The organism is Pseudomonas sp. P105 (genome assembly GCF_032614175.1).
GTDB lineage: Bacteria > Pseudomonadota > Gammaproteobacteria > Pseudomonadales > Pseudomonadaceae > Aquipseudomonas > Aquipseudomonas rhizophila.
The window spans coordinates 2,965,887-2,981,252 of sequence record NZ_CP126693.1 but is presented as its reverse complement, the minus strand read 5'-3'; the positions used below and the strand labels follow the sequence as shown (position 1 = coordinate 2,981,252).

The following is a 15,366-nucleotide window of genomic DNA, read 5'->3' as shown; positions in this document are numbered from 1 at the left end:
GTCAGAGGCGGATCAGTCTTCGCCAATCTCCACCACATCACCATTCAGGCGCACCGGCCACACCCGCAGACGCTGCTCCGGGTATTCCAGGCAATGGCCGTCTTCCAGGCGGAAATGCTGTTTGTAGAGGGGCGATGCGATCACCAGTTCACCCTTGATGCTGCCCAACAGCCCCCGACCGATCACGTTCGCCCCGGACTTGGGGTCGCGGTTGTCGATGGCGTACAGCGGTTTGTCCTGCTGTTCGGGCAGGTACAACAGCGCCACCTGGCTGCCGTCGTGCCAGGCGACCACGCCGGAGTTGGGCACCAGATCCTCGCGGCTGCACAGGGCACGCCATTGCACGGGACTTTGGGCCGCGTTGCGGGTGGGGATACGAACGACGTTTGACTTGCTCATCAGAGCACCTCCTCGGTACCGGGAATCAGGTGAAGCTCGTGGGCGTGAACCGGCCGGCGCTGGCCGCGTTCCCTGACGAAATGAACATCCGGATCACCGCGACCGTCGTTGACGAAGGTGCGGAAGCGCTTGAGCTTGTCCGGGTCTTTGAGGGCGTTGGCCCACTCGCATTCATAACGATCGACCACCAGTTGCATCTGGGCTTCGAGTTCGGCCCCCAGGCCCAGGCTGTCTTCGATGATGACGTCCTTGAGGTAGTCCAGGCCGCCTTCCAGGCTTTCGCGCCAGACCGATGTACGCTGCAACTTGTCGGCGGTGCGGATGTAGAACATCAGGAAGCGGTCGATGTAGCGGATCAGGGTCGCGTCATCCAGGTCGGTGGCGAACAGCTCGGCGTGACGCGGGCGCATGCCGCCGTTACCGGCCACGTAGAGGTTCCAGCCCTTCTCGGTGGCGATCACGCCGACGTCCTTGCTCTGGGCCTCGGCGCACTCGCGGGTGCAACCGGACACCGCGAACTTGAGCTTATGGGGCGAACGCAAACCCTTGTAGCGATCCTCAATGGTCAGGGCCATTTGCACACTGTCCTGCACGCCGTAGCGGCACCAGGTGCTGCCCACGCAGGACTTCACCGTGCGGGTCGACTTGCCGTAGGCGTGCCCGGTTTCGAAACCCGCTTCGATCAGTTCGGCCCAGATATCCGGCAACTGGTGCAACTGGGCGCCGAACAGGTCGATGCGCTGGCCGCCGGTGATCTTGGTGTAGAGGTCGTATTTCTTGGCGACCACGCCGATGGCAATCAGCTTGTCGGCAGTGATTTCGCCCCCGGCGATGCGTGGCACCACCGAATAGGTGCCGTTTTTCTGCATGTTGGCCATGAAGGTGTCGTTGGTGTCCTGCAACGGCACCAGGGACGGGTCCATGATCGGCTGGTTCCAGCACGACGCCAGGATCGAGCCCACCGCCGGTTTGCACAAGTCGCAACCGGTGTGCCCGCGGCCGTGCTTGGCCAGTAGCTCGTCGAAGCTGATGATGCCTTCAACCCGCACCAAGGCATAAAGCTCCTGGCGGGTATAGGCGAAGTGTTCGCACAGGCTCTTGTCGACACTGACGCCGCGAGCAATCAGTTCGTGCTCGAACACCTGCTTGACCAGGGCGGCGCAACCCCCGCAACCGGTGCCGGCCTTGGTATCGCATTTCAGTTGCCCAAGGTCGGTGCAGCCGCTGTCGATGGCCGCACAGATCGAGCCTTTGGTGACGTTGTGACACGAGCAGATGGTCGCCGCCGCGGGCAGCGCTGCCGGGCCCAACATGGGTGCACCTTCGGAACTCGGCAGGATCAGGCCGGCAGCCTCCTTGGGCAACGCGATGCCGTTCTGCATGTATTGCAGCAGGGTGTCGTAGTAGCTGTTGTCGCCCACCAGGACCGCGCCGATCACTCGTTTGCCATCGGCGTCCACGACCAGTCTCCGGTAGCTGGCGCTGGTTTGATCGATGAACTGGAAGCTGCGCGACCCCGGTGTATTGCCGTGGGCGTCGCCGATGGAACCTACGTCCACGCCCAGCAACTTGAGCTTGGTGGACATGTCCGCGCCAGTGAACGGCTCGGCGCTGTCACCGCACAAGCGAGCCGCGACGTTGCGGGCCATCTGGTAGCCCGGTGCGACCAGGCCGAAGATGCTGCCGTTCCAGGCTGCGCATTCGCCGATGGCGTAGATGTCGGGGTCACTGCTCAGGCAATGGTCATCGATCACCACGCCACCGCGCGGGCCGATCTGCAGATCGCACTGGCGAGCGAGGGCATCCTGGGCGCGGATGCCGGCAGAAAACACGATCAGGTCGGTTTCCAGGAAATCGTCATCGCCGAAATTCATCCGATAACGGTACTGCTCACCGGCGCTGATGGACTGAGTGCCCTTGGACAGATGCACGCCGACGCCCAGCTTCTCGATGCGCGCCTTGAGGGCCAGACCGCCCTGCTCATCCAGTTGTACCGGCATCAATCGCGGGGCGAATTCCACCACATGGGCTTCCAGGCCGAGGGTCTTGAGGGCATTGGCCGCTTCCAGGCCCAGCAGACCACCACCGACCACCACACCCCGACGGGCGTTGCTTGCGGCGGCACGAATGGCGTCCAGGTCTTGCAGGGTGCGATAGACCAGGCAGGAATCGCCTTCGGCGCCCTGGATCGGTGGCACGAACGGGTAAGAGCCGGTAGCGAGCACCAGTTTGTCGTAGCTGATGCGAGCCTGGGCGGTGACCACCTGGCGCGCCTCGCGATCAATTTCCAGCACCGGCACGCCCAGGTGCAGCGTGACGCCGGGGGTCTGGTACAACGAGGCTTGCCCAAGCGCCAGGGACTCGGCGTCACGGCCAGAGAAATACTCCGACAGATGCACGCGATCATAAGCGCGCATCGGTTCTTCGCTGAACACATGCAGGTGGTAATGATTGAGGGCACCGCGCTCGATCAGTTGCTCGACGCAGTGATGGCCGACCATGCCATTGCCGATCACGATCAGTGTTTGCAGCTTGTTCAGGGAAGCAACGTTGGAATTCATAAAAGCACCCGACAAAAGCCCATCACGGTTTTGAAAGCAAAAAAAAGACGCCTGAAACCTTGCGGTTCCAGGCGTCTTTGCCTGTTCTGTGCGGTATCGATCCGGCGACTGCGCCCCGATCTACCGTTATCCCCGGCCTGCTGGCTCTCGATCATCGTTGACCGACGGGGTTGCCCACTTGAATGTGTTTACAGTGGGCCTGAACAGCCTCTTGCAGCGAGCGTGCCAAGCCTTTGTCTGCCGCCCTGAAGTCACAGACCCAGCGCTGCTTGCAACCCTCTAAAATCCCTGTGGGAGCGGGCTTGCCCGTGAAAAAGGCCGTCCAGTCACCTCATGCTTACAGGCGCTCGCCTGACGCTTCCATGCGCGGACGATTGCCTTGCCATGGTGCGATCCATCGCCTGCGGCTTCATAAAAGTGCAGTGACTGGGCTGACGCTATCGCGAGCAGGCTCGCTCTCACAGGGGGGCTCGGGCCATTTGCGATGGGGAAGGTTCAGGTTGCGCCGGTGCGGGCGGCTCTATCCACCATCGCCACGATGGTCACAAAGAGCTCTTGCTTGGCCTCGGCGGCGCTGACTTCCCCGGTGGCAGCGGCATTGGACAGGGCTTCTGCCGCGCCCAGCATCGCCCGCAGACTCGCCTGGGTGATGGCCCGTGTACCGGCGAACGGTTCCAGGACGGCTCGGCACTTGGCCAGGAAAATCGCCTCATATTCGCGCTTGATGCGCTCCAGTTCTGGCGAACTGGTCAGCGCTGCAATGACCCCCGGGATCTCCCGGCCTTGCAGCAGGACGCATTCGACAAACGAAGAAGCAATCACCTCGGCGCGGCTTTGCAGTGTCGACTCGCTCGCTTCCAGGGCGGCGTCCATGAGCGCTGTCTGACGGGCATCGAAATCCTGATAGAGCGCCGCGAGCAGCCCGGACCGAGTGGTGAAGTGGTCATACACGATGGGTTTGGTTACCCCCGCCTGTTCGGCGAGCCGGGCCAGGGTCAGCGCTTCGCTGCCCTCCTCTCGCACCAGCCGCCAGGCGACATCCAACAGCTGCCGTTGCCGATCCTCGCGAGACAAGCGTCGGCGGGGAGCAGCAGAAGATCGCGAATTTTCATCAAGGCTTGACATGCTAACTTTACCAACCGTAACTTACTAAAGGTAACTTAACCAAGCATACCTGCTTGATACCGGTCATTGCCATGAGGAGTTTTGCCATGCACGCACTCATCGTTGTCGCTCATCACGATTCTCACTCCCTTACCCACGGCCTCGCCAAAAAAATCGCCCAAGGCTTGAGCCAAGCCAATCCCGCCGATACGTTCGAGATCGCCGACCTGGCCGCCGAAGGCTTCGATCCGCGGTTCAGTTTCGCCGATCATGCGGTACACCACCGCGAGGCCTCACCGCCCATGGACGTTTTGGCCGAACAAGCCAGAATCGACCGCGCAGATGCGCTGGTGCTGGTGTATCCCATTTACTGGTGGTCGATGCCAGCATTGCTCAAAGGGTGGATCGACCGAGTGTTTTCCAACGGCTGGGCGTTCGATTTCAGCCTCGATAAACCCTTTATCAAAAAACTGCAGCGTCTGCAGGTGCACCTGGTGGCCCTGGGCGGGGCTGATGAGGGTACGTTCCTGCGCCACGGTTATGGCCAGGCGATGACCGCGCAAATCGACCACGGCATCTTTGATTACTGCGGCGCCCGGGTGGTCAGTTCCCAACGTTTGCTCGACTCGGAAACCCTCGAACCGGCGCTTCACCTGGCCGCTGCCTATGACCTTGGCCGGCGGTTGTTCCCGCTGTGCGAGGAGACGGCACAGGTTCAAGCCAGCAGCGAGTGCGCCTGACCGCCATCAGAGCACGCTGCCCTTGGCGGCAGCGAGGACCTGATCACGCTTGTAGATATCCGGGATGTACACCGCCTGCCCCTGGCTGTCGGCTTGCACTGTCCAGTAGCCCAACAGAATCGGCACCGGTCTGGCCAGCCTGAACTCATGAGTCAGCCCGCTGGCCAGCAGCGTGTCGGTGCGCAGACGTTCAGCCGGGCTCACCAACCAGTCGCGCAACTGCATGGCCTGTTCGACTCGCACACACCCCGAACTGAACGCCCGTGGTTCCTTGCTGAACAGTGACTGGCTGGGCGTGTCATGCAGGTACACGGAAAACGGGTTGGGGAAGCGGATCGCCATTTTACCCAGTGGATTTTGCGGACCGGGGTCCTGGCGCAGCATGAGGCCGCCGGGATGCTCCCAATCGATGTCCTGGGCCAGTAACGGCAAGCCATCGCGATCGATCACCCTCAGGTTGTGTCGACTCAAGAACTCTGGGTCGCGACGAATCTCAGGCAGTTTGTCTTCGCGCATGATAGTCGGGGGGATGGTCCAGGTCGGGTTAAGTGTCAGTCGTGTCACTCGGGACTTGAGCAATGGTGTTTCCCGGTCCGCGCGGCCCACTTGGGTGCGGGTTTGCCAGACCGCTGCGCCGTCCTGGTAGACCGTCAACCGGGCCGCCGCCACATTGACCAGTACGCTGTCCGGCTCCAGGTCCCGGGCCAGCCAGCGCATGCGCTCCAGATTGACGCGCAACTGCTCGCGCCGCATGAACGGGCTGATGTTCAGCTCCGTCACCGTCCATGGCCCCACTACCCCATCGGCTTGCAGCGAATGGTGAAGCTGGAAGCTTTTCATCGCTGCCACCAGGTCGGGGTTGTAGTGATCGTCGATGATCACGGGGGGTGCGCTGAAATAGCCTTCGCTGAACAATCGCTGGGCCAGGGCCGGTACGCGGGCGTCCCGCTTGTCCGGGTGCAACAACGGGCCGCCGGGCACCGGTTGCCATTCGGGCAAGGGCTGTTGCCGTTGCCGGGCGTAAAGCTCACGCAAGTTGCGATACAGCGCCAGGCGCGGTCGGGCTTGCTCAAAGGCCTCGTCCAAGTCCTGCAGGCCCGACCCGGCAATGGCCAACACCTCGGCCTGACGATCCTGCGGCAGCGGGTCGGCCTTCCACACCGGCTCCAGGCGGTCCTGAGGCAGGTAGCCGAAACGCAGCTCATACAGCGCTTGCAAGTAGCGCTGACTGATGGCGATGTCTACACAATGGGGGGTTTGGGCAGTTCCTTCTGCGGGCAAGCTGTAGCGTGCCGGGTCCAGTCCGTCGTCGGCCAGTTGCTGCAACTGTGCCTGCAACGCCATCCGCCGCTCATCGTCCGACCAGACGTCCTGGCCTGCGTTTTGCTCGTAGAACGCCTGCAAACTCATCATCGTCGGAAAGTCGACGCCTGCGGCCAGCTCGGGACAGTTGACCGACAGCTGGGCCAAGGTGGTTTGCACCCGTGCCGGGTCGCTTTGCTCGGCTGTTGCGACCAATGGCGCAGTGAGCAATAAAAGGCTCAGGTAACATGCGGACTTTTTGAACAACTGCTTTACTCCAATCCATGGCCGTCCCGTTGACGGTCAACTTTGCGACAGGTACGACCCGCCATCATGCAAACAAACCAAATCGGACGGGATGCCGCAAACAAACACCACCGTGGGAATTTTCCATCTTCAGCAAGCCTCTTGCGCCGACTCTGCCTGGTCATCACCGGCCTTGGCGTGATGTGCAGCCCGGCGCTGGCCGACAAAGGAAATTCTCAGCCGCTTTACAACAGCCTCACCCACGCGGCGCCGGAACTCAATCCCCAAGCGCTCAAAAGTGCCTTGAGCGCCATGCAATGCGCTGTCGCCAACGGCGCTCGCCCAGCCCGCCACCTGGCGGTCATCGACTACTCGCAACCTTCCACGGCCCGTCGCCTGTGGATCTTCGACCTGCGCCAGAAGAAGCTGGTATTGCGCGACCTGGTGGCCCACGGGCAAAAATCCGGGGAAAACTTCGCCACGCAGTTCTCCAATCGCCTGGGCAGTTTCCAGTCGAGCCTGGGGCTGTTTCGCACTCAGGAAAGTTATCAGGGCGCCCATGGATACTCGTTGCGCATGGACGGTCTGGAGCCGGGCTTCAATGACCTGGCCCGCGACCGCGCGATCGTGATCCACGCCGCCGATTATGTGAACCCGCTGTGGAGCGTGCGTCAGGGGCGCATCGGCCGCAGCCTGGGCTGCCCTGCCGTCCGCCCGCAGGTGGCGCGCAAGGTGATCGACAAACTTAAGGACGGGCAATTCATGTTTTCCTGGTACCCGGACCCGAGCTGGCTCAAGCGTTCGGCCTACCTCAACTGCCAGCCGCAACAGGTTGCGAGCATTTTGGCTACTAGCGGCAGTTAGGTAGCACCTTTGTGGCGAGGGGATTTAGCGAAACGTCGCACCGCCCCGCTGGGCTGCGAAGCAGCCCCAATGCAGCAGACTCCATCTTCCTGGCACACCGAGTTGGCAGGCAGGGCTGCTTTGCAGCCAGCGGGGATAAATCCCTCGCCACAGATTGCACCTGCTGAAAGGCTGGTTAAAATGCCGGCCTTTCGCATTGCTGGCCTTGTCCGATGAACCCTGAAGCCCTTCAAACCCTGCAGACCCATTTACTGACGGCCCTGACCTCGGTGCCGGAAGAAACCCGGCGCCTGTTCCATGGCCGCGGTCGCTGCTGGCCGGGGTTGGAGCAGATCACCGTCGACTGGCTACAAGGGGTGATGCTGGTTTCGTTGTTCAAGCAGCCTGAGCCGACGCAGTTGGACGATCTGATGTCCATGCTGCTCGCCCTCACCGTTACCCCGGCCTGGCAACAGAGCAAGGCCCATACGCTGGCCGTGCAACACCGTTACCTTCCCGACAGCCTTACCCAGTGGCTGGTGGGTGAGGCTCTGGACGAATGGACCTTGGTCGAAGGCGGCTTGCGCTATCGGATCGACCTGGGCAAGAAACAGAACAACGGTCTTTTCCTCGACATGCGCTACGGCCGCGACTGGGTTCGCGCCAACGCCAGCGGCAAGCGAGTGTTGAATCTGTTCGCCTACACCTGCGGTTTTTCCGTGGCAGCCATCGCCGGCGGTGCACAGCATGTGGTCAACCTGGACATGTCGCGCGCGGCCTTGAGTCGTGGCCGCGACAACCATCGCCTGAACGGCCATGACCTGAGCCAGGTGAGTTTTCTTGGCCACGACTTGTTCAAGTCATGGGGCAAGGTGATCAACAGCGGCCCTTATGACCTGGTCATCATCGATCCCCCCACCTTTCAGAAAGGCAGCTTCCTGCTGACCAAGGACTATCAGCGAGTCCTGCGGCGCTTGCCGGAACTGTTGTGCGCCACTGGCACGGTCCTGGCCTGCAGCAACGACCCGGCCACCGGCCCGGACTTCCTCATCGACGGCGTCACCCGCGAAGCGCCTGGCCTGAAGTTCGTGGAACGCCTGGCCAATCCCCCGGAGTTTCCCGACGCGGATATGGAGTGCGGCTTGAAGGCATTGGTGTTCACCCGCGACGATGGCTGCGCCGTGTAACGATGCCTGATGCGCCCCTTTGCAAGGGCGCTGTGGCGAGGGGATTTACGCCCTCGCCACAGCTTCGCGGCAGGTGTGCCGGCACAGGTTATTGCGGTCGCAGCGACCACCAAGGGGTGACCAGGCCAGTGGTTATCCGATGCACCATGGCCTCGACTTCCCGGCCCTTGACCGAACGGTAGATCGCCATGGTGCGCCGCAACTGGTCTTCGGTGAGCGTCACCGGCTCGCCTGCGGCCCAGTTCACATCCGCTACGGCCTCGAGCCTCACCCGATACCACATCGTCCCGGTGGGCTGCGTGATTGACTCCAGGGCGCTGGGCAGGTCGGCGTCCGGTTGCGCCAGGTTATCCAGCAATACCTGCGGCCAATGGGAGGGATCCACCGGCTCGCTGAAGGCATCCACCAGGTTTTCCTCCACCGTGTCCCAGATGGCCAGGCCGTCGAGCCAATCGCGAGACATCAACCCCAGATACGGGCGCCAGGCCAGTTCCCCTACGCGGGGCGTTTGATCATTGCTGTTGAATGTGTCCTGCGCGTCACTGAGCCAGTTGATGAAACCCTCACGGGTCATCGCGGCCCGGCGTTGCACAAGCTCGGGATATCGGCCACTTAACACCTGGCCCCAATAGTCATAATGGTTGGTCAGGAACCTCGCAAAGTGTATGCCCTGGGGTTCGAGGCGGGCACGCTGAACCGAACCGAACATGAGGAAATGCAGCTCCAACTCGGCAACGTCTGGTGTTTGCCTATCCAGAACCCGCGCTTGCAAGCGGGTACGCAGTTGGGCCAATTGCTGGTCGAAATCTGCGATACGCCCCGACAGCTCGGTATAAAGGTCGGGGTAGCCAGTGTAGTACTGCAGGATACCGGCAGCCCTCTGACGATCTCCCAGGGCCAGGCCGCCTGGTTGATCGGCGTCTGCGTCACGGATGGCGCCGCAGAACCAATCGATGAAGCGTCGCCCTCCGGCATCGTCGCGAGCCACTTCCAATGCACTCTTGAGGTCGGGGAAGTCACGGAGCCAGTCATCGACGGTGTAGCGAAAGGCCTCGGGGTCCAATGCGCGAAGGGCGCGGATCTGGGCGCTGGGCAGTGGATTATCTTCGAGCCAGAGCCCAAGGGTGTTCGTCTTCGGCATGTTGCCAAGGGCAGGAATCAGATCATCCTGGATGTTGCTGATGCGATTGCCCTTGAGGTCGAGGAAGATCGGATCGGATGAAGGCCTGGCCAACAGCGCCAGGGCCAATGCCGGTACCCGATCGAGCCCCGCGTTGGCCAGTTCCAGCTCCTTGAGGTGCGCAAGCTCCGGCAGATCGGGTAATTCCCGGCAGTTGTTACCGCTCAAGCGCAGATCCTCCAGGGCCGTGGCGGTACGCAAGAATGCACTGCCCTGTTCATCCAGACGAAGGCCACAACGAACCAGGTCCAGCGCTTGCAATCCTGGTAAAGCGGTGATGGCCTCCAGCTCCTGGGGGGTGAAATGCAAGTTGTCGGACCAGACGAGTTCACGCAGGGACGGCAACTCAGCCAGGCGGCCGATGGCCGCGACCATATTGGCACTGGCCACGGGGTCCGAGCCACTGCTCACCTCGGACAGCTGCAGCTCTCGCAAACCAGTAGCACGGTCGGCGCCGATCAAGGGGGCAAAGGTGTCCGCATTCATATTGAGCGGATTTCTGCCCAATGACAGCTCCTCCAGAGAGCGAAACTCACCCGCCGCTACCGGCACGGCGGTGAGCTCATTGCCATGCAGGCGCAGCGTATCGATATTGGGAAACAACCTCAGGAAATTCGAAGGGTCTTCGCTCAGCCCCAGATGAGCCAACGTCAGCTCTTCAATATGCTCGAAACGTGCGCTGATGGGAGGAAGCCGGCCGATGTTCAACCCCGACAGACGTAGAGTCAGCTCGCTATCCTCCCTGAGCGGATCCGGCTCACGGCGCCAGGCGCGACGGATCTCCTGCGCCACCTCCCTGCGCATGGCGATGGTATCTGCACGGGTATATTCGCTCTCGACGGGGTGATGAACCCCCTCATGGACCTCCCACTGACGCAGGCCTTCGTCCAGCGTTGCCCAATCGTTGCTCAACCGGGTCACCAGGGTGTCCAGGCTGATGCCTTCGCGCCTGGCCTGATCGGCCAGGCTACGCTGAAGCCTGGCCAGCGATTCCCCGGCATAGTAGGGAAACAGGCGTTCAAGACGCCCTTCCACACGGTGGCGCCAGCCCTGCAAAGGAAGTTTCCCGCGCCCACTGAGCGGATAACCCAGGCGTCCGTTCTGCCATTGCAGGGCAGCTGCGTCGTTACCCGTGCGTTTGAGCGACAGGTACGTACGCAGCCTCTGGCGATCGCCAAGGGCTTGCTCCAGCAGCACCTTGCGAAGGTTGGTCGACGCCCAGATGTTCAAGCCGAGCGCGTTGCGGGCCTCATCCGGCATGGCTCTGAGCAGCGCCTCTTCGAGGCTCGAATCCCCAGCCAGCTCATTTCCCCTTTCGTCGAAGGGATGGTATTTCCCGCCGTCCTGGCGGATGACTTTCAAGGGGCCGTTCTCTCCCACCTCGAGCGGAGCCAACAACTTGTCCGACAACAGCCGCAGGTGCAACCGGCCGTGCAGTTGCGGCGTATTGCCAAGCAGGCCCATGACAATGCGGTCCCGGTCCACGCTGCTTTCACCCCGCTCAAGGTTGCGCAAGGCTCGAGTCAGGCGCAGCTCAGTCAGAGCTTCTACGCATTGTTTACCCAGGCGTCCCGTCACCCGGCCTGCTTGCAGCCGCACCCGGTCCTGGCCCTGAGACTGCCGGGCAAGCTCGTTGGCGATGGATTCAGGCAGCCCGGAAAAAGCCCGAACTATCGGCGCGGCCAACGGATCGAGCCGGGTGGACGAGGCCATGCCAGCCGTCACCTGCGTAGCATTGCGCTCAAGATAATCGGCCCAGCGGCTGGCCAACAACCGACTGCTTTCGACCGGGCGCAGGCCTATAGAACTCTGCCCCAGCAGCACGCGCTGTTCGTCCGCGCGAAGACCGGCCAGGATACGCTCCGCCCAGGCATGATGCTCCAGGTCCGCTTTGTCCAGATCGAGAAAACGCGTGGTGGCCCTGTCGCCCACGGAGTGAACCTGCTCGCCATCGTGCAAGCGCAGCGTCATGTCCGCAGGCCAACCGGGCAAATCCACAAGGGTTTGGGTGACTTGAATGTGCGCGCTCCCGGGTGCTTCACCCGCGCGCAAGCGTCCAACGGTCTGCTGCACCCATTGCCAGTTGCGTGCCTCAGCGAGGGCGTCGGCGAATATGGCCGGCATTGGCTGCCCGCCTACTTGCAGGTAGCGCAGATGCGCCTCGCTGATACCGACCTGCTGCTGTACGGCCAGGAGCATAGCGTCGTCCAGCTCGGCGGGCGTCTCGACAAAGTTGCGCAGCAACTCCAGATTGCTTCGCTGCAAGGGATTGCGGTGCGCCCATTGCCAGCCACGCGCGCGACTCCACTCCAGAGGCGGGGTCACGCCTCGGTGACCGGCAGGCAGGCGCAGCCCCAGGGCCTCGCCGGTGCCTTGCACCTCGAAATAACGACCATCGATCCGCACCCACGCCTCGTCTGGCGTACGCCAGACACCCCAGGCGTCCTGTTCGGCCTCCACGGGCGGCATGCGCCGCGCCTGGAAGGGCGTGACATCGCCATTCCACAGCCGCGTCGTGCCGTCATGCACGGGCATGGGTTCAACAGCCCCGCCGATGAAACCCAGATAGGCACCTTGGGCGACCCCGAACAGCACGTTGAAGATGTGATTGATGCCTTCTTGCGCGTGGCCTTCGTTGAGCGCCTGGATACCTTCAAAGAACTCATACACCAGGCGCACCCCGCCCACCGCCGCCGCAGCCATCCCCATGGGAGCGCAGAACGGAATGAAGCTGACAGCCAGCATCAGTGAACGCTCGGCAAGGCCTTCCCAATACTCCAGGCGTGCCAGCAATGCCTGCCAGTCCTGGTCCCGGGTCGAGATCATCAGCGCCGAGGCATTGCTCAGGGTATGGGTGCGCCATTCGTGATAGCGATCATTCCAGTGATCCTCGCGAACATCGCTAAGGGTCCAGGGGACATGGGGAACAGGCACCCGAATGCGCCGGGGATTACCCTCCTCGCCAAGCTCACCTTCGCGCCAACCCACAATACGCGCGTGGATTTCCTGGAAAAGGTTGAGGTTGTCTTTTATCTCCCACTCCACTTGGTCATGCAGGGCCTCACCTAAGCGGGCCTGCAAGCGTACCGGCAGGTAACGCATCAGGCTCTGGCGGTAACTGCGTTTGCGCACCAGTTCGGTCAGCTTTGCGGCCATGGCCTGCAGGCTGGGAAATTGCCTGATCGGGGCCACCACGTCATAGGGCATGTGCAAGACGACAGGGCGAACGCCTTTTGCGTCCCCTTTCAGCCCCCAATACACCCGTGCGCCGAACAACGGCGCAGACAGCACCTCCAGGCCCTTGACCTCACACGCCAGGGAAGCCACCGGACGATCTTCGAGCCGCACCCCGACATAGGCCAACAATCGCTCGCCGGTCTCGTCCAGGCGTCCATCCAGCTTCGCCTCGTACGCGTCATAGGCGAGCAGACTGCGCGCGTAGGCCATATAGGCGTCAGCCACGACAGGAACCTCGTCGCCGATAGGCGGCAGGCGTTGCTTGAGCAGACGCTGGTAGGCACCGCCCACATCCACCTGCCGACAGACTCGGGCAAAACTGGCAGGGGTCGTGGGCAATGCTGTGGTGTCTGACGGCGCGCCCCAACGGTAAAACTCTCCAGGCTTGCCCTTGATGAAAAGCTCGCCGGTTTTATCGAAAGAACTGCCGGTGGCCGCATCAGCAGGAGGAAAGTTGCGCATGGCGGCCTCCACCACCGACAGAGAGGGGCCGAAGTGCTCGCGCCTGACCCTTGCCCGCCGTACTGCGTCGCAAACACTGCCGCGGCCATTGATCGGGCGCCAGGCCTGCATGGGCGGCTGAGCCTGTAGCAAATCGAGTGTGAAGGGTTCCGGTGCTGGCAGGTCGATAAGCCGTGCGTTCAGCGCATCGCTGTCGCGCTGCAATTGCTGGGCAAGGACCTTGAAACGCTCTTGGCGGTGGCGCGAAGCTTGTTTCAACCAGGCCGGTAGCCTGGCCTGGATGAAATCGATATGGGAATCGACAGTGGACATGATGGACCTCCTTCCTTGGGGTCGATTAAGCATCTGAAATTTTGAAATACGCTAAGCCGGGGCGTGGGCGATCCTCTCCAAAATGAGCTTGTTTTTAAACCGCCCAACCGTTGCAAGGGGTTGCAGGTTCCATGGCCAGTCGCTGACAGGTCTGCATCAAATGCTTGCGCCTGATCAGGATCACACCACCAACGTCAACCACGCCGACATCAGCAACAACACCGCCATGATCCGATTGAACCGCCCCATGGCCACGGTGGATCGGCAGAATCTGGCGGCGCCGAGGCCCAGATACGCCCAGGCGGTCATGCATGGGATCGAAATCGCGAAGAACGCCAGGGACAGCCAGAGCACCCGCACGGTGCGGTCGGCCTCGGTGCCGGCGAAGACGCTGACCACCGCCAATGCCATCATCCAGGTCTTGGGATTGACCAACTGCAAACCGGCCGCCCCCGCCAAGCCAAGACGCGGACCCTCAATGGGTCGCTCAGGGTCGATGGACTGGACTGGCGTGCTGAATATTTGCCAGGCCATCCAGCTCAACCAGGCAATTCCGGCCCATGACAGCAAAGTCTGGAGCGTTGCATGACGGGCCAGCACATCGCCCAATCCGGTGCCCACCAACAACACCAACAAGGCTGCGGCGGCGCAGGCGCCGAGGATGATTGGCAAGGTGGTCGCCAGGCCAAAGCGCGAGCTGTGGCTCAGCACCAGGATATTGGTCGGGCCCGGGGTGATGGAGGCAACAAAGGCGAACAAGGCGAACGGCAGCAACTGGTCCATGGAGCAACATCTCGGTGAATGATCGTAGCCTGATCATCCCCACCCAACCGCGCTCAGTCTGGAACGTTTGAGCAACGCTTGCGGTAGTCCGCCGGGCTCAGGCGATAGGCGCGCTGGAACCAGCGACCCAAATGACTCTGGTCGGCAAACCCGAGTTTCGCCGCCACCGCCACCGCGCTTTCGCCACGGGCCAGCAAGCGCCGGGCCCCGGCCAGGCGCAACTGGATCAGATAGGCATGGGGGGCGAGACCGAACGCGGCCTTGAACGCCCGGGTCAGGCGAAAACGGTCCACCCCGGTGACCCGTGCCAGGTCATCCAGCCCGATGTCTTCACTCAGATGACTGTGCAGATAATCACGGGCCTGCTGCGCCACCAATGGCAGGCGCGGATCGGGATTGATCCGCGCACGCCAGTGCAGGTGCTGGGTCAGGTTGGCCAGCAAGGTGTCGAGGGCCGTCTGGCGCACGATGCGCATCTCCTGCTGATGCAAACTCTGGAACGCCATGGCCGTGGCGCTCGCCAGCCGCGCATCGTCGGCCAGGGTGGCGGCAAATCCCAGCTGTGCATTATCCGGAGCCACGTCGAACAACGACCGCAGTTCGCGCTCCAGCCACTGTGGCTCAAGGTACAACGTGCGATAGGTGAAACCGCTGGCGTGGGGCGCGTTGCCGTCATGCAACTCGCCAGGCTCGAGCAGAAACACCTTGCCCGGCGTGCTGTTGTGCTGCTGGCGGCGACAATGGAACTGCTGCACGCCCTGTTCGGTCACGCCCACCAGATAGGCGTCGTGCCAATGGGGATCGTAGGCATGCCCCTCGAAATGCGCGCGCACGGTCTCGATGCCGGACGTGGCGTCCTGCTTGAGATCGATCCAGTTGCGCGTTGTCATGGGCAGTCTCGTTTTGTGTATCAGCACGAGCAGGTTAACCGCTGGCGGCGAGGGTGTCTGGAAGATTTGTGCAGTTTTGTTTTCGTCGAAAACGAAGCAAATGGATCCATTAAAGACTGC

Annotated in this window: 10 protein-coding genes; 3 read left to right on the top strand and 7 right to left on the bottom strand. The window is 62.2% G+C overall.

Annotated elements, in window-relative coordinates; all coding sequences use genetic code 11:
* Positions 1 to 12 precede the first annotated feature (12 nt).
* The 3 genes from nirD to QOM08_RS13455 all read right to left on the bottom strand — a co-directional run bounded on the left by nirD (position 13) and on the right by QOM08_RS13455 (position 4,085).
* Entirely contained in the window at positions 13 to 399 is a 387-nt protein-coding gene (nirD, locus tag QOM08_RS13465) for a nitrite reductase small subunit NirD (protein ID WP_316913169.1), read from the bottom strand.
* On the bottom strand, positions 399 to 2,960 hold the full coding sequence (nirB, locus tag QOM08_RS13460) for a nitrite reductase large subunit NirB (RefSeq protein WP_316913168.1): 2,562 nt from the start codon (positions 2,958 to 2,960) through the stop codon (positions 399 to 401). Before nirB ends, nirD begins: the two co-directional genes overlap by 1 nt.
* A gap of 495 nt (positions 2,961 to 3,455) precedes the next feature.
* Positions 3,456 to 4,085, bottom strand: coding sequence for a TetR/AcrR family transcriptional regulator (locus tag QOM08_RS13455; RefSeq protein WP_316913167.1), 630 nt, complete (start codon positions 4,083 to 4,085; stop codon positions 3,456 to 3,458).
* An 86-nt stretch (positions 4,086 to 4,171) separates the two neighbouring features.
* Here QOM08_RS13455 and QOM08_RS13450 point away from each other — a divergent pair, with 86 nt between their 5' ends.
* A complete protein-coding gene (locus QOM08_RS13450; protein WP_316913166.1) occupies positions 4,172 to 4,804 on the top strand; it encodes an NAD(P)H-dependent oxidoreductase in 633 nt (210 codons plus the stop codon).
* 6 nt (positions 4,805 to 4,810) lie between these two features.
* On the opposite strand, the gene QOM08_RS13445 is transcribed toward QOM08_RS13450, so the two are convergent.
* Complete coding sequence (locus QOM08_RS13445) at positions 4,811 to 6,373, bottom strand: murein L,D-transpeptidase (protein WP_316913165.1); 1,563 nt, start codon at positions 6,371 to 6,373, stop codon at positions 4,811 to 4,813.
* A 180-nt stretch (positions 6,374 to 6,553) separates the two neighbouring features.
* Here QOM08_RS13445 and QOM08_RS13440 point away from each other — a divergent pair, with 180 nt between their 5' ends.
* Both QOM08_RS13440 and QOM08_RS13435 read left to right on the top strand, forming a co-directional pair.
* A complete protein-coding gene (locus tag QOM08_RS13440; protein ID WP_047226636.1) occupies positions 6,554 to 7,216 on the top strand; it encodes a murein L,D-transpeptidase catalytic domain family protein in 663 nt (220 codons plus the stop codon).
* A 212-nt stretch (positions 7,217 to 7,428) separates the two neighbouring features.
* Entirely contained in the window at positions 7,429 to 8,382 is a 954-nt protein-coding gene (locus tag QOM08_RS13435) for a class I SAM-dependent methyltransferase (protein WP_139050345.1), read from the top strand.
* A gap of 88 nt (positions 8,383 to 8,470) precedes the next feature.
* On the opposite strand, the gene QOM08_RS13430 is transcribed toward QOM08_RS13435, so the two are convergent.
* The 3 genes from QOM08_RS13430 to QOM08_RS13420 all read right to left on the bottom strand — a co-directional run bounded on the left by QOM08_RS13430 (position 8,471) and on the right by QOM08_RS13420 (position 15,246).
* The gene (locus QOM08_RS13430; protein ID WP_316913164.1) at positions 8,471 to 13,573 is read right to left on the bottom strand and encodes a dermonecrotic toxin domain-containing protein; all 5,103 of its coding nucleotides are present in this window, start codon (positions 13,571 to 13,573) and stop codon (positions 8,471 to 8,473) included.
* Positions 13,574 to 13,753: 180 nt separating this feature from the next.
* Positions 13,754 to 14,356: a LysE family translocator gene (locus QOM08_RS13425; protein ID WP_316913163.1), complete on the bottom strand. Its 603-nt coding sequence runs from the start codon at positions 14,354 to 14,356 to the stop codon at positions 13,754 to 13,756.
* Between the two features lie 53 nt (positions 14,357 to 14,409).
* Positions 14,410 to 15,246 (bottom strand): AraC family transcriptional regulator, encoded by an 837-nt coding sequence (locus QOM08_RS13420; RefSeq protein WP_316913162.1) that lies wholly within the window; start codon positions 15,244 to 15,246, stop codon positions 14,410 to 14,412.
* Positions 15,247 to 15,366 lie beyond the last annotated feature (120 nt).

Bases quoted from the DNA above. Each gene is read 5' to 3' on its own strand.
- QOM08_RS13450 (WP_316913166.1), top strand. From the start codon at position 4,172: ATGCACGCACTCATCGTTGTCGCTCATCACGATTCTCACTCCCTTACC.
- nirB (WP_316913168.1), bottom strand. From the start codon at position 2,960: ATGAATTCCAACGTTGCTTCCCTGAACAAGCTGCAAACACTGATCGTG.
- QOM08_RS13455 (WP_316913167.1), bottom strand. From the start codon at position 4,085: ATGTCAAGCCTTGATGAAAATTCGCGATCTTCTGCTGCTCCCCGCCGA.
- QOM08_RS13430 (WP_316913164.1), bottom strand. From the start codon at position 13,573: ATGTCCACTGTCGATTCCCATATCGATTTCATCCAGGCCAGGCTACCG.
- nirD (WP_316913169.1), bottom strand. From the start codon at position 399: ATGAGCAAGTCAAACGTCGTTCGTATCCCCACCCGCAACGCGGCCCAA.
- QOM08_RS13425 (WP_316913163.1), bottom strand. From the start codon at position 14,356: ATGGACCAGTTGCTGCCGTTCGCCTTGTTCGCCTTTGTTGCCTCCATC.
- QOM08_RS13420 (WP_316913162.1), bottom strand. From the start codon at position 15,246: ATGACAACGCGCAACTGGATCGATCTCAAGCAGGACGCCACGTCCGGC.
- QOM08_RS13440 (WP_047226636.1), top strand. From the start codon at position 6,554: ATGTGCAGCCCGGCGCTGGCCGACAAAGGAAATTCTCAGCCGCTTTAC.
- QOM08_RS13435 (WP_139050345.1), top strand. From the start codon at position 7,429: ATGAACCCTGAAGCCCTTCAAACCCTGCAGACCCATTTACTGACGGCC.